Genomic DNA, 15,074 nt, shown 5'->3' on the forward strand with positions numbered 1-15,074 from the left:
ACGCAAGAAAAGAGAAATTCCGGAGGGAAAAACGGGCCTTGCGGCCCGTTGTTGTCACTGTGATTAACGCAGCACCTTGACGGTGTAGCTGCCATCGACCTGACGATAGAGGCCGTGGATGTCGGTCTCGAAGCCCGGGTAGTGGGCACCGATCTCGCACAGCATCTCGAGGAACTCGAGCACCGGCAGAGAATCCTTGGTCACCATCTCGCCCGGCAGAACCAGCGGTACTCCCGGCGGGTACGGCAGGATCATGTTGGCGCTGATGCGGTCAACCATGTCACGCAGCGGCACTTCCACCACGTTGCCGGCCAGCTCTTGCTGCCATGCGGCGTGCGGAGTCATCTTCATCTCCGGCAGTACGTCGAACGCCTTGAACATCAGCTCCGGCAGACGGTACTTGCTGGTCAGCTCGTGAATGCGCTGCGCCAGCTCCTGAATGCGCATCCCTTCATAGAAGCTCGGGTCTTCACGATAGAGGCTCGGCAGGATGCTCTTGATGGTCAGGTTCAGGTCGTAGCCGCGCTTGAACTCGGTCAGGGCGCGCAGCAGCTGCATCGCCTTGGACTGATCGATACCGATGGAGAAGAGGAACAGCATGTTGTAAGGGCCGGTCTTCTCGACCACGATGCCGCGCTCGTCCAGGAACTTGGAGACCAGAGAGGCAGGAATACCCTTCTCCAGCAGCTGGCCGTCACGACCCATACCCGGAGTCAGCAGAGTGACCTTGATCGGATCCAGGTACATGTGGTTGTCATCGATGTCCTTGAAGCCGTGCCAGTCATCTTTCGGATCCAGCTTCCAGCACTCGACGGTGTCGATGTTGTCCGGCTGCCATACGTCGAAGAACCAGCCTTCGCTCTGATCACGCAGACGCTTGATCTCTTTGCGGAAGGAGATGGCGCGATCGATGGAGTCCTTGATCAGACGCTTGCCGGTGTTGCCACGCATCATGGCAGCGGAGATCTCGGTCGATGCCACGATGCCGTACTGCGGCGAGGTGGAGGTGTGCATCATGAAGGCTTCGTTGAAGGTCTCCTCCTCCACGTCACCCTTGATGTGGATCATCGAGGCCTGGGAGAAGGCCGCCAGCAGCTTGTGGGTGGACTGGGTTTCGTAGAACACCTTGCCCGGCATCGCTTCACCGCTCATGCCGCACTTGCCTTCATAGATCGGGCTGAAGTTGGTGTAAGGCACCCAGGCACTGTCGAAGTGGATATAAGGGGTATCCAGACTCTCCTTGATGAAGCCGGTGTTGTAGAGCAGGCCATCATAGGTGGAGTTGGTGACGACGGCGTAACGGGGAGCCTGGGCACCCGGTGTCGCGGCAACCTTGGCAGCGATGGTCTCGCGGCTGAATTCGCTCTGCGGGATACCACCCAGAATGCCGTAGGCGTTGCGGGTCGGACGGAAATAGATCGGAGTCACGTCGTTCATCATCATCAGGTGAGTGAGCGACTTGTGGCAGTTACGGTCAACCAGCACGGTGCTGCCGGCCGGCGCGGAGTACATGCCGACGATTTTGTTGGCAGTGGAGGTGCCGTTGGTAACGATGTAGGAGCGATCGGCGTTGAAGGTACGGGCGATGTACTCTTCGGCTTCCTTGTGCGGACCTGAGTGATCCAGCAGGGAGCCCAGCTCCGGCATGGAGATGGAGACGTCAGCCTTGAACGCGTTCGGGCCGTAGAAGTCATAGAAGATGCTGCCGGCCGGGCTCATCTGGAAGGCGGTACCGCCCATGTGACCCGGAGTACAGAAGGTGTATTTACCCTCTTCCACGTACTTGAACAGTGCCTTGGTGAACGGCGGCAGGATGGCGTCCTGATACTCCTGAGTGGCCTGACCCATCTTGAGGGCGATGTCGTCAGCCATGCCGAGACGGTACTCGAAGAAGTGCACGTTCAGACGCAGGTCGGTCAGGTGAATATCCAGGGTGGACTGGTCGTTGGCGAAGGCGAAGATCGGCAGCTTCTCGTTGCGATCGTGGATCTCCTTGCACAGACCCAGCGAGTATTTGTCCCAGTCGAAGATGGCACCGCAAACGCGGGGGTTCTTCTCAATCAGCTTCAGCAGGTCGGCAACGTCGACCGGATAAACAACCTCGAAACCCTTGCGCTCGAGGGAGGCTTGCAGCTGGCGAATGGGTTCTTCTTTAAAGAAAACGCCGAGGTGGTTGAGGATGGCAATGATATTCATCGTAATGCTCCACACGTAAAGGGGCGCTCTCCATCAGGGATGGTGAGTGAAGAGCGCTCGGAAGATAAAAGGGGAACTCAGTTGCTGGGTTGTTCGTTCAGCAGGGCATCGTGCTGACGCAGACCCAGTTTTTTGGCGTAGAACATCAGGATGATGAGCGACACCACGAAGGTAGCTGTGAGGTTGGAACCCTTGGCACCCATCAGGGCTACCAGACAGAAGACGCAGGCCACACCGGAGAAGATCATGGCGCCGATGCTGCGGGAGGTCATGCCTTCAAAACGGATCAGGTTAATGCTGGAGTAGAAGTAGGGCAGCATGGTCAGCAGCACCGCATCTGTGGTCAGCACATTGAAGAGGTCGGCAGCGTGAGCGGACTGGGAGGTGAAGGCGGTCAGGCCAATCATCAGGGCAGTCATCTTGAGGGAGCCCAGGATCAGACCCTTCTTGGCCACGCCGTTCTTGTCCACTTCGCCGTAGATTTTCGGGAAGTTGCCGTCGTTGGCGGCACGCTTGCCCGCCTCGCCTACCAGCATCATCCAGGAACCGAGCGAGGTGAAGCAGGCCAGGGCGGTGAAGGCAGAAACGAAAGGTGCAGACCAGCTACCGAAAATGGCGGAAGAGGCCATGGCAAACGGGGCGCCGGAAGCAGCCACTTCACCGGCCGGGAACATGCCGCTGATCACCTGGGTAGAGAGGATGTAGATAACACCCGCGATACCGGTACCCAGCATGGTGGCGAGCGGTACGGTGCGCTTGGGGTTCTTCACCATGCCGGAAGAGACGGCAGCAGATTCAACACCAACGAAGGACCAGAGGCAGATCAGCACGGCGCTGATGACCGCGTGCAGGTCACTGCCGCTGGTGGTATTCCAGTTCTGGCTGTAAATCGCGGAATCAAAATGACCCCAACCCACCAGCGCAGTACCGACAACCGGCAGCAGGATCAGCACCAGACCCAGAGTACAGAGTCGGCTCACCCAGCTACCGCCAAGCAGGTTGACGAAGGTGAAGACCCAGACGGCGGCGATGGTGGCTGCAGCGGCCGGGATCGGGCTGTTGAGAATGGGGAAGAAGACGGAGAGGTAGGAGACGCCGGTAATGGCAATGGCCAGGTTACCGATCCAGTTGGCGTGGTAGTAGAGCACACCGGTCTGGAAACCGAATACCGGAGAGATCTCACCGGCGTAGGCAATGGGGCCACCCTCTTGCGGGTTCTTGGTTGCGAGGCGGGCGAAAACGAAGGCGAGGCCCATGGCGCCTACCAGACAGATAGCCCAGCTGAATACAGAAATGGAACCTATGTTGGCCAGTGCCGAAGGCAGCAGTGCGATACCGCTCCCCATCATGTTGCCGGCCACTACACCTGTACAGGCGATAAGGCCGATCTTCTTGCTCGTATCTAGGGACATAAGATCTCCGGGTCTTTAAAAAGGTCGGGTCGTCACATACACAGTTGGCACAACGTCCGGCCAACGAATGGGCACAGACTAGGCCTCTCGTCCCCGAAAAACATAAGGAGCAGCTAACGGATAAAAATATGAGGCAACTTTTTTCGCTGCCCTGTCGCTTTTGCTAAAAATCATTTAAAAACAGCCAATTGACAGCAACCAGCGCCACCATCTTGATAAAACCTTGATATCCAGAGTCCCGTTTTTTTCGCCTTGATAACCCCTTTATCTCGCCGTCTTGATATTTTTCCCGCGATAACCCCGGGATAAAGGGGCTCGCACAGAGCCGCCCCCATCTCTCCCGTCCTATCCATCTCATCGACCCGACCAATCCCATCGCCATAAGCGCCATCCGGCATGCAATTTACCCTCTCCTTGCATGGCCGCCACTCCTCAGACGAAGGGGCATCAGCCTGCTCAATGCACTGTTGGCAGCCCGTGCGGCGCCATGGCCACATGCGCTAAATGACGTAATCGGAAGAAGCTCGCCCCGGCTGGACATAGCTGAAGGTACGGTCATGCGGTCATGCGGTCATGCGGGAAATGGATGATGCAGAGAAGCGACAAGAACCAACGGTGTTCCCGGCACAGCTCGCCGGAAGATCACCCGGGGTAGCTCACCACGATATGACTTGCAGATAACCTCTTTTCAGGGGCCTCAAGCCTGATAAAAGGCGGCCAGAAACGGCTCAGGCCACCCGAAGGTGGCCTGAGCGAAGGGCAGGATGTCATGTCGGCCGCAACAAAGGGCGCAGGATTAGAAGAGCTTCACCTTGCTCTGACCCAGCGCATCGAACAGAGCCGGGGTGAGGGTCTCCATATTGCTGTAGAAACCGAGCTGCTGGCAGAGCAGATAGGTCTGCTCGGTCGCCTCCATCAGGAACGCCTGACTGTAGGCGTCCCCCGCCTCTTCCGGGCGGCCGTCCAGCTCCGCCAGCTTGCCCTGCAGTATGTAATAGAGCACCGAGCGGCCGCGTTTTGCCGCCAGCTCCAGCAGATAGTTCGCCTGCTGCTGCTCGCTGTTGAGCACCGCCTGCAGCGCCAGCGCCTCCCACACCCGGGATGGCATGGCGCCACCATTTTGCACTACGCGGGCGAGATGGGTTCCCACCTCCTGCAGCCGTTCGCTCTCGGACTTGCCAGCCAGGGTAGCCAGCACCTCACCGGCCAGATAGCGCTCCGCCAGCAGCAACGGCTGATCTGGCTGGAGCGCCAGCGCCTCCTCCAGCAGCTCGATACCGCGCTTGAGGGCGACCGGATCCCGGCTGTTGGTGTAGTAGTGAGCCTCCATCATCGCCATCAGGGAGGCATCATCGGTCGGCCACCCCATGCCCGACTCGGCATCCGGCTGATCAAGGGCGCGCAGCAGATCCTGACTGCTCTCCTGCAGCACTCCGTGCACGTTGTGGCGGCTGAGCTGGTACTGGTGGCTAAACAGCACCCGGTTGGTGTTGATATTGCGGTACTCCAGATCGAGGTAGGTGCCGCGCGGCTGGCGCGAGACCCGCACGCTCAGCTCCTTGCCGGGCATGATGCCCCCCATCAGGGTGGTGGCGCCATACTGCACCCGCAGTGGCGTCGTCGCCGCTACCTCGGCCATCAGGGCGCGAGTGATGCCATCGGCAAGGCGGACGTTCTCGTTGTTGTCATCCATGCCGGAGTGGAAACGGAACACCAGCAGGTTGGGATCCAGCATGGAGTGCACTTGTGGCGCCGTGTGCTGGTAACTGAGCAGGCTGACGATGGCAACCAGAATGACTGCCACGAAGATATCGAAACTCACCATCTTCCAGCGGCTGCGGGCATCCTTGGCATGGTTGGAGATGGCACGGGTCAGGGGCCCGGCGGGAAAAGGGGCCACATTGGAGAGCGGCTCATCCTCAGCGGGTGGACTGAGGTCGGAGAGGGTCGGATTGAGCTGGGAATTGGCAGAGGAGACCACATGCTCCTCGGCAGCGACCAGCTCCTGTTGCGGCCGTACCGGCGCCACCAGTTTGTAGCCACGCTTGGGCACGGTGACGATATAGTCGGTCGCATCGGTGCGACCATCTTTGAGGATCTTGCGCAGTTCGAAGATGGACTGGGTCACTACCTGATCGGTCACCTCGGCGCCGTCCCACACCTCGTTGATCAGGGCATCGCGACCAAACACGGTGCCGGCATTGCGGGCCAGAAACCGCAACAGGTTGACCAGCCGGGGTTCGAGGTAGACCTCGCGGTCGGGACGGCAGAGCGTGTTGTCGTCAACGCTCAGGGTCCAGTCATGGATCTCAAAAACCGATTCGCTCATGATTCACTCGCAGCAGATGGAGACAATGCTCGATGAGAGTGACGCAGGACCTGGGCTGACTGAACGGAACGAAGCGCTGTCACGCAAGGGCGACAGAGAAGAAGAGAACCGAAGCAGTAACATCTCTGTGAGCCAGTCTGGCCAGGCCATCCTGTTGACGTCTGAAGGGCATCCTTGCGGGCATTCCGGGCTGAGCCGGAAAAGAGTCACTTTAAGCAAAACGAGAGCCGGATCCCACTTTTTTTGCCGACAAATCACCGATGAGTTGATCCAACAGGGGGTTTGGGGCCAGGGATAAGAGAATAGCGGGCCCATATGGGCAACCTCTCCATGGTCCCTCTCACAACGATGATGAATTGTTGAACTGGATCCGGCTCTCTTCTTATAATCGCCGCACCGTGCCATAACGAAACACAAGGAGGTAAAACATGGTTATCCAAGCGTGCCCGATCATTTCGGCCCGCCTGTTCGGCACATTTGCCTGCTCTTGCCTGCATACCATCGCGCTGCGATAGCGGGTTCGAGCAAAGCCGACTCCCTTCCATACCGAGACCTTTCTCGACTCTGCAGTTGTCGCCAGCGCTCCTGATGACAGGGATTTTCGATCCCGCGATTTAAGAGAGCAAGAGCATGACAACCCTGATGAGTACCCATTCCCTGCAGATGAGTGCGGGGCACCTTCCGTTATTTGACCATCTCGAACTCGGCATTCGTGCAGGCGATAGGCTCGGCCTTGTCGGTGCCAACGGCTGCGGCAAGAGCACATTGCTGACGCTGCTGGCGGGCGAGCGCACGCCTCAGGCCGGTCGGATCGTGCAGGCCGCCGCCTGCCGCTGCGAGTTCGTGGCCCAGCAACTGCCCGCCAGGCTTTCAACCCTCAACACCCGCGCCGTGCTGTTTGACGCGCTGGCCAATGACCCCGCCGCCGAATGGCAGGTGGATAAGCTGCTGGCCGAGCTGCAGCTGGAGGCCCAGGCCGCGCTGCCGGTCAGTGCCCTGAGCGGCGGCCAGCACAGCCGGCTGCAGATAGGCCGCGCCCTGCTGCGCCAACCCAATCTGCTGTTGCTTGATGAGCCCAGCAACCATCTGGATCTGCCCGCCCTGCTCTGGCTCGAACAGTTTCTGCTGGGCTGGCGCGGCGCCTTCGTGCTGGTCTCCCACGACGGTCGCCTGCTGGACCGGGTCACCGAGCAGACCCTGATCCTGCGCGATGGCCAGCTGCACCGCTTCGCCCTGCCCTGCAGCCAGGCGCGGGCGATGCTGGCCGCCGAGGATGAGCAGGCCCGCCTGCGCCGGGCTGACGAGCAAAAAGAGATCGACCGCCTGAGCGCCAGCAGCAAACGTCTCGCCATCTGGGGGCGGGAGCATGACAACGAGAAGCTGGTGCGCCAGGCCAAGTCCATGGAAAAGCGCATCGCCCGCCTGCAGGAGGAGCAGAGCCAGGTCGCGGCGCTGGCCCCTTGGCGGCTCGAGCTGCGCGGAGTGAGCCTGCCTGCCGACACGCTGCTGCGACTGGAGGACCTCGACGTGGCGCCGGCGCCAGCATTGCCGCCGCTGCTGCGCGCCGAAGGGCTCTGGCTGCGGGCGGGAGACAGGGTCGCCCTGCTCGGTGCCAACGGCACCGGCAAGTCCTCCCTGCTGCGCCAGTGCTGGCGCGAACTGGCCGCGCAGAGCCCGCAGGCAGGCTGGTACTGCCACCCCGGCGCCAGCATCGCCTATTACGATCAGTCGCTGCAGCAGCTGGCTGACGACGCCACCCTGAGCGATGCCCTCTACCCGCAGGCCCCTCTGCCGGAGACCACGCGGCGTCAGGCGCTGATCCGGGCGGGCTTTCCTTATGCCCGCCACGGCCAGCAGGTGCATACCTTGAGCGGAGGCGAGCGGGCACGGCTGCTGTTTCTCGCCCTGTCGCTCGGTAGCCACCACATGCTCTGGCTCGACGAGCCGACCAACCACCTGGATCTGGCGGGCAAGGAGGAGCTGACCGACGCCATTGCCGCCTTCACGGGGGGCGTGCTGCTGGTCTCCCACGACCGGGAGCTGATCGAGCGCAGCTGTAACCGCTTCTGGCTGATCAGGGACGGGCAGATCCGGGAGGCCCACAGCGCCGAGCGCGCCTATGCCGAACTGCTCGGTGATGCCCCCTTGCTGGCAACAGACAAGACAAGCCGGGCCCTCCCCGCAACGGCGCAGGCACTGGCCAGCCCGGCGGATGACGAAGAGGTGCTGCTGGCACGCTGGTATGAACTCGATGCCCTGCTCGCCGCCGATCTGGCCCGCAAGCCCAGACACCAGACCCCGCGCCTGCAGCAGCAGTGGCAGAGCGAGCTGGCGCACCTTGCCGAGCGGCTCGGCTTTGCCTGATGCCAGCATCATCCATCCATTAATACTCAACTCACGCGGCCAACCCGGGTTGGCCGCAAGGAATCATCATGACATCAACACAACCCGACATCAGACTGGATCCCGTCACCGATGCCGACCTGCCCCACATCTTCCGCGGTCTGTCGGATCCGCGGGTCGTCACCTACTATGGCGTCAGCTACGACAGCCTGACGGCGTGCCAGGCCCAGATGGACTGGTATGCCGAGCTGACCCGCAGCGGCCGCGGTGCCTGGCACCTCATTCGCGACCGGCGCTCGGGCGAGCCGCTGGGGGCTATCGGCTACAACGATGCCGACCCGGCTCACCGGCGGGCCGAGCTGGGCTACTGGCTCTATCCCGAGCATTGGGGCAAGGGGGTGATGAGCGCGGCGCTGCAACTGTGGCTGCCGCTCATTTACCGCACTACCGAGCTGCACCGGCTGCTGGCAGTGGTGGAGGAGCCCAACCTCCCCTCCGCCCGTCTGCTCAAGCGGGCCGGTTTTCACTATGAGGGCACGGCGCGGGAGTGTGAGCGCAAGGGGGATGGCTTCATCTCCCTGCGCCACTACGCCATCTTGCGCAGCGACCTGCCCGCAAGCCACTGACAGGCAACAAAAAGCCCCGCATGCGGGGCTTTTTTCGGGGGCTACTTGATGGCGCAAATATCGTCAGAGGTCAACAAGCGGCGTCTGCGCCGCCACAGCGAGAAGCCGCCGTAGCAAAAACTCAGCACCACCGCATAGAGCACCTGAGTGGCGAGCGCCACCAGCACCAGAGCGCAGAGCAGCACGCTCACCCCCGCCAGCCCCTTGCCCACCCCGCCGAGCAGGCGCCAGCCCGCCGCCATACAGAGCAGGTAGACCAGCACGAAGTTGCCGTTGGCGTAGCGGATCAGCTCATCCAGCGGCAGTCGCAGCCAGATGATGAGGGTGATGCAGAGCAGGCAGATGGCGAGCACCAGAGTGAGTGCCCGCAGCGGTGCGCCGCGCGCGGTGAGCTGGGCCAGCGAAGCGGGCAGCTTGCCTTCCCGCGCCATGCTCCAGATCAGCCGGGCAAAGCCCTGAATGTAGATGTTGATGCTGGCAAAACAGGAGAGGTAACCGAGCACCGCCACCAGCCACTTGGCGGTGGGGCCGAACAGCAGCGCCAGCAGGGAGGGGATGGCGGTGGCGTTTTTCGCCTCATCGCCGTAGAGGCCGTACTTGAGCACCACCAGTGAGTGGATCCAGTAGATAAGCCCCGCCAGCAGCACCCCGCCGAGCAGGGCGATGGGGTAATCCCGCTCCGGCCGTTTGAACTCCTCCCCCATGTGGGCGAAGGCTTCCAGCCCGACGAAACACCAGAACATCACCGCCAGCGCGGTGGCCATGGCAGGCCACTCGTCCGTCGTCGGCAGCGGCCGGGCCGCGTCACGCCAGCTCACCTCCCCTTTAAACCAGATAAGCAGGGTGAGCCCCAGAATGGCCAGCGCAATCAGCAGTTGCAGGTTGCCGGAGGAGCGCGCCCCGCGCAGCCCCAGCAGAAAGACCCCGAGCAGGGTGAGCAGCTGGATGGCCCAGAGGGTCCACTCCCCCATGTCGAACAGGGCATGCCAGAAACCGGCGGCAATCATCAGGGCGGCGGGCAGGCCCACCGGCAGCACCGCCAGAAAGAGGAAAGCAGAGAAGCGCTCGGCGCCGTTGCCAAAAGCGAGGCCAATCAGGTGTGGCGCACCACCCGCATGAGGATAGCGACGGCCGAGGCGGGCGAAGGTAAAGGCGATGGGCAGCACCAGCGCAATCAGCAGCAGCCAGGCCCAGAGCGAGGCCCCGCCCGCCAGCGAGGCAGCGGTCGCCGGCACCACGAAGATCCCGGTGCCGAGCAGCGAGGTGGCGAGCAGCCCCATCCCCTGCCAGAGCCCGAGATCCTTTTTCAACCCAGACATATCCTTTTGTCCTGACTAAAAAAACATCCCGCCATGTTAGGCCTGCCCCGCCCTTTTGTTAAGCACGATGGTTAAGCGCGGTGGCGAGAATATGCAGCCTTTTATTCAGGCTCGGGCTCAGCTTGCAGGAATTCGGCCAGAAAATCCCCCAACAGGGTGATCTTGAGTACCTGCCGCCGCGCCGCCGGGTAGATAAAGTAGAGGGTCTTGGCCGGACTCTGATAATGGCCAAGCAGCGGCAGCAGACGTCCCGCAGCGATATGCTCACGCACCTGTCCGGCCGGCTGCAAGGTGATGCCGGCCCCAGCCAGTGCTGCCGTCAGCAGAGCCGGCCAGTGGTTGATGCGCAGGCGCGAGGCGACCCGCACCTCCTCGCTCTGGCCATCCTCGCCGACAAACTGCCAGCGCTCGTGCTCCCCCCAGTTGCCGTGCAGGCATTGATGGCGGGCGAGATCGGCCGGATGTCGGGGCACGCCGTGGCGATTGAGGTAGTCGGGGGATGCGCAGAGGCGGTAGTGCTGGGTCAGCAGCGGACGGGCAATAAGCGCCTCATCCTGCGGGCGCAGGGTGCGGATGGCGGCATCGAACCCCTCCTCCACCAGATCGACCCAGCGCGGGGTAAGCTGCAGATCCACCTCCAGCTTGGGATAGCGGTCGAGAAATGCGGGCAACAGCGGCACCAGCCGGTGGTGGCCAAAGCTGAGGGGGGCGGCGATGCGCAGCCGTCCGGCCGGCTCGGCCAGCAGGTTCTGGGTGAGCGACTCGGTCAGCGCCAGCTCCTCCAGCACCCGCTGGCAGCGAGCGAGAAAGAGCTGGCCCAGCTCGGTCAGGGTCTGCTGGCGGGTGGTCTTGTGAAACAGCTTGCCCCCCAGCCACTGCTCCAGCCCCAGCACATGCTTGCCCACCATCTGGGCGCTGATCCCCTCTTCGCTCGCCACCGCGCTGTAGGAGCCGAGATCCACCACCCGGGTGAAGATACGCATGCTGGTCAATCGGTCCACAACCCCTCCTTTTTGCCCGTTTCAAGGCCATTTGGCCCGCGACAAGGGCTCGGATTCACAACCAAAAGTTTAGTAAGAAATGATTTTTAGCCAATTTATCGCACTTTTGGTTACCAATATAGTGGCCAGCAACGCCACCAAACAGGACATATCCCCATGAAAAGCACCTATCTGGCCGCCCTGCTGGTCGGTCTGCTGGCCACCGGTGTCAGCCAGGCGGCCGAAAGCAGCTTTATCAGCAACCACGATCAGGCCCCGGCCACGGCAACTCAAGCCCGGCCCGATATCTTCCGGGTCAGCCTGCTCGGCACCGGCACCCCGGTGCCCCAGATCAGTCGCGGCGGCTACAGCACTCTGGTCGAGGCGGGCAACCAGAAGCTGGTGTTCGACTTTGGCCGCAACTCCGCTACCCGCCTGTGGCAGCTGCATATCCCCATCGGCCGGGTCAACGCCTTCTTCCTCACCCACTTCCACTCGGATCACACCAACGGGCTGGCGGATCTCTGGCTGACCGGCTGGCTGCAACCGGCCTATGGCCAGCGCCATGCACCGATGGAGCTTTACGGGCCCAAGGGCACCGATGCCCTGGCTCACGGCCTGCAGCAGGCCTACGCCACCGATATCGCTACCCGGGTCAAGGATGAGGGGACGCCGCTCGACGGGGTGAAGATCAACAGCCACGAGGTGACTGCCGGGGTGGTCTACGACCGGGATGGGGTCAAGGTGACCGCCTTTGACAACGACCACGGGGTCAACATCAAGCCGTCGTTTGGCTATCGCATCGACTACCACGGCCACAGCGTGGTGCTCTCCGGCGATACCCGCTACAGCCCGCAGGTGGTGAAAGAGGCCAAGGGAGCGGATCTGCTGGTGCACTGCGTCTCCATGACCTCGGCCGAGCAGATGAAGGCCAACCCGGGTTACAAGGCGATCGCCGGTCACCTCGCCTCCCCCGAGCAGGCCGCCCGCGTTCTCAACGAAGCCAGACCGGCCCTGACCGTGTTCAGCCACATCGGGCTCAACGGCAAGATCAGGGTGAAAGATCTGGCGCAGGATCTGCGTGCCCGCTACACAGGCCCCTTCGTCATCGGCAATGACCTGATGCAGATTGACCTGCCCACTACGCCCTCCGGCAAGGGCTACGCCCTCTGGCAGGCGGAGAATATCGACAACAAATAGGTGACATGGATGCCGGTCAGTCATGGTCGGCATCCGCAATCGGCACCACAGGGCTATCTTTAAGAGGTGTTTGACCACAAGGAGTTATCTCATGAGTCTGAATTGGAAGCACCTCGCCCTGGCCACCCTTCCCCTGCTCGGCATGTCGGCCGCTCAGGCGGCGCAGTTGACCAGCCTTGAATGGCCCCCCTACACCAGTGCTAGCCTGCCTGAACAGGGCAAGACCAGTCAGGTGGTGACCGCGGCCTTTGCCCTGGCCGGCGACCCGCTGACCATCAAGTTCTACCCCTGGCAGCGCGCGGTGGACGAGGCGACAAACAACCCCGAGGTGCTGGGCTACTTCCCCGAGTATCTCGATCCCAAGAGCAGCTGCCTCTTCTCCGATCCCATCGGCCACGGCCCTCTCGGCTTTGCCCAGCGGGCCGATCAGCCGGTGAGCTGGCAGAGTCTGGACGACCTGAAGGGCAAGAAGATCGGGGTCGTCACCGGTTACGTCAACACCACCGAGTTTGACCAGAAGGTGGCCAGCAAGGCGCTCTCGGCCGATGCCACCACCTCGGATAGCCAGAACCTGCTCAAGCTGGGCAACGGCCGGCTCGATCTGGCGGTCATCGACCAGAACGTGATGACCTATCTGCTCGAGAGCGATCCCCACCTCAAGGGAGTCGCCGCCAACCTCGCTTTCAACAGCAAGATCCTCGAAGACAAGTCGCTCCACGTCTGCTTTACCAACTCCGCCAAGGGCAAGGAGGCGCGGGACAAATTCAACAAGGCGCTGGCCAGCGACGAGGTGAAGAAGCTGATGAAGTAGCGCCGCCTTATTCGCTCATCGCCGCAAACCGCCATAAAAAAAAGCCGCCTCTTGCGAGGCGGCTTTTTCATTCAACAGATTGACCGGCGTTATCAGGCAATCAGCTTGTAGATGATACCGGACATGGCGATCAGGCCGATGATGGTCACGAAGCCGTTGCTGATGTTGCCAGCGTATTTGCGCATGGCCGGAACCTTGGCGATGGCGTACATCGGCATCAGGAACAGCAGCATCGCGATGATCGGGCCGCCCAGATCTTCGATCATGCCGAGGATGCTCGGGTTGATGGTAGCGATGGCCCAGGTGGTCAGGATCATGAACACTGCGGTCACTTTGTTCAGCTGCTTGACGTCAACGTTCTTGCCCTTCTCACGCAGTGACTTGGCCATCAGGCCGTTCATGCCCTCTTGCGCACCCAGGTAGTGACCCAGGAAGGATTTGCTGATGGCAACCATGGCGATCAGCGGAGCCACAGTGGCGATAACCGGGTTGTCGAAGTGGTTGGCCAGATAGGACAGGATGGAGATGTTCTGTTCTTTGGCTGCAGCCAGGTCAGCCGGGGAGAGGCTCAGTACGCAGCTGAATACGAAGAACATAACGGTCATCACCATCATGACGTGGGCGCCCAGCAGGATGTTGCTGCACTTCTTCTCGGCGTTCTCACCGTAACGACCTTTGTTATCCACCGCGAAGGAGGAGATGATCGGGGAGTGGTTGAAGGAGAACACCATTACCGGAATAGCCAGCCACAGGGTCTTGATGAAGTCGCCGTTGAAGGCATCACCCAGCGCCGGAGCTTCAGTGATGATGGCACCGTTCCAGTGCGGGATCAGGTAGAGCGCCAGGCCCATCAGGGTGAGCACGAACGGGAATACCAGCACGCTCATCGCTTTGACGATAACCTGGCCGCCGAGGCGAACGATCGCCATCAGACCGAGGATCAGCGCCAGAGACAGGATGGCACGGGGAGGTGCAGTCATGCCCAGCTGGTGAACCATCAGGCTTTCGACGGTGTTGGTGATGGCTACTGAATACATCAGCAGGATCGGGTAGATAGCAAAGAAGTAGAGCAGGGTGATGAACTTGCCTGCGGTCTTGCCGAAGTGCTCTTCTACTACTTCGGTGATGTCGCCATCACGGGTAGAACCGGACAGCACGAAGCGGGTCAGGCCACGGTGGGCGAAGAAGGTCAGCGGCAGGGCCAGGATCAGCATGGCAACCAGCGGCCACAGGCCACCTACACCGGCGTTGATCGGCAGGAAGAGCACACCGGCACCGATTGCGGTACCGTACAGGCCCAGCATCCAGACCACATCGGCCTTGTTGATGCCACGAGCGGCGTTGCTGGCTACACGACCATCAGCTGCAATATTCATGTCAGACATAAGTTGTTCCTGTCATCTAGGAAAAATGGGATTCTTGTTCATTCGGGCCTTGGCCCGGTTCCATCTCCCTGGAACGCCTGCTCTTCTTCCCTGTAGCTCTCACGCCCCGGCAATCTGGTCATCACTCCATGTAACAACAAGAATGCAACAAACAACGGCATGAGTTTTTGACTCTGAGGGGGGACACCTGCTCGCCTTAACAACTCGACAACATGCGTCTCTCTCGATGGGGTGACTTTAATTAAATGACCTTATTAATCACAGCGTTTTTTTGAATTAATCAACCAAAGTTTGATTCGAGTCGCCTTTCGGACGACTAAGATCACACTCAAGGCGCCTTGTTGTGAGTTTTTTTTAACATTTAAAATTAGTTTCACTGGATTCAATGAATTTTGATGATTTACATTTTTAAAACAAGCAGCCGTTTTCGGGTGGATTGTATGCAGCATCCCCTTGGCGTACCCTTGTGATTC

At 61.0% G+C, this 15,074-nt stretch carries 10 protein-coding genes; 4 read left to right on the top strand and 6 right to left on the bottom strand.

Annotation, left to right across the window (positions count from 1 at the left end; translation table 11 throughout):
- Positions 1–63: 63 nt before the first annotated feature.
- The 3 genes from LG31_RS0118020 to cadC all read right to left on the bottom strand — a co-directional run bounded on the left by LG31_RS0118020 (position 64) and on the right by cadC (position 5,937).
- Positions 64–2,196, bottom strand: coding sequence for a lysine decarboxylase CadA (locus LG31_RS0118020; RefSeq protein WP_033115796.1), 2,133 nt, complete (start codon positions 2,194–2,196; stop codon positions 64–66).
- 77 nt (positions 2,197–2,273) lie between these two features.
- A complete protein-coding gene (cadB, locus tag LG31_RS0118025; protein WP_033115797.1) occupies positions 2,274–3,608 on the bottom strand; it encodes a cadaverine/lysine antiporter in 1,335 nt (444 codons plus the stop codon).
- A gap of 796 nt (positions 3,609–4,404) precedes the next feature.
- Complete coding sequence (cadC, locus tag LG31_RS0118035) at positions 4,405–5,937, bottom strand: lysine decarboxylation/transport transcriptional activator CadC (RefSeq protein WP_033115799.1); 1,533 nt, start codon at positions 5,935–5,937, stop codon at positions 4,405–4,407.
- Positions 5,938–6,567: 630 nt separating this feature from the next.
- Here cadC and LG31_RS0118045 point away from each other — a divergent pair.
- Both LG31_RS0118045 and LG31_RS0118050 read left to right on the top strand, forming a co-directional pair.
- The gene (locus tag LG31_RS0118045) at positions 6,568–8,301 is read left to right on the top strand and encodes an ABC-F family ATP-binding cassette domain-containing protein (RefSeq protein ID WP_033115801.1); all 1,734 of its coding nucleotides are present in this window, start codon (positions 6,568–6,570) and stop codon (positions 8,299–8,301) included.
- Positions 8,302–8,369: 68 nt separating this feature from the next.
- Positions 8,370–8,906: a GNAT family N-acetyltransferase gene (locus LG31_RS0118050; RefSeq protein ID WP_033115802.1), complete on the top strand. Its 537-nt coding sequence runs from the start codon at positions 8,370–8,372 to the stop codon at positions 8,904–8,906.
- Positions 8,907–8,947: 41 nt separating this feature from the next.
- Here LG31_RS0118050 and yjeH read toward each other — a convergent pair whose 3' ends face one another.
- Both yjeH and LG31_RS0118060 read right to left on the bottom strand, forming a co-directional pair.
- On the bottom strand, positions 8,948–10,225 hold the full coding sequence (gene yjeH / locus LG31_RS0118055) for an L-methionine/branched-chain amino acid transporter (protein WP_033115803.1): 1,278 nt from the start codon (positions 10,223–10,225) through the stop codon (positions 8,948–8,950).
- Positions 10,226–10,326: 101 nt separating this feature from the next.
- Positions 10,327–11,226: a LysR family transcriptional regulator gene (locus LG31_RS0118060; protein WP_033115804.1), complete on the bottom strand. Its 900-nt coding sequence runs from the start codon at positions 11,224–11,226 to the stop codon at positions 10,327–10,329.
- A gap of 156 nt (positions 11,227–11,382) precedes the next feature.
- Here LG31_RS0118060 and LG31_RS0118065 point away from each other — a divergent pair, with 156 nt between their 5' ends.
- Together LG31_RS0118065 and LG31_RS0118070 are read left to right on the top strand one after the other, a co-directional pair.
- Positions 11,383–12,405, top strand: coding sequence for an MBL fold metallo-hydrolase (locus tag LG31_RS0118065; protein WP_033115805.1), 1,023 nt, complete (start codon positions 11,383–11,385; stop codon positions 12,403–12,405).
- Positions 12,406–12,496: 91 nt separating this feature from the next.
- The gene (locus tag LG31_RS0118070) at positions 12,497–13,216 is read left to right on the top strand and encodes a substrate-binding periplasmic protein (protein WP_033115806.1); all 720 of its coding nucleotides are present in this window, start codon (positions 12,497–12,499) and stop codon (positions 13,214–13,216) included.
- Positions 13,217–13,308: 92 nt separating this feature from the next.
- Here the strand turns inward: LG31_RS0118070 and LG31_RS0118075 are convergent, their stop codons facing one another.
- Positions 13,309–14,601, bottom strand: a complete 1,293-nt coding sequence (locus LG31_RS0118075; RefSeq protein ID WP_033115807.1) for an HAAAP family serine/threonine permease — start codon at positions 14,599–14,601, stop codon at positions 13,309–13,311.
- Between the last annotated feature and the right edge of the window lie 473 nt (positions 14,602–15,074).

Source organism: Aeromonas lacus (assembly GCF_000764665.1).
GTDB classification, from domain to species: Bacteria; Pseudomonadota; Gammaproteobacteria; order Enterobacterales; family Aeromonadaceae; genus Aeromonas; species Aeromonas lacus.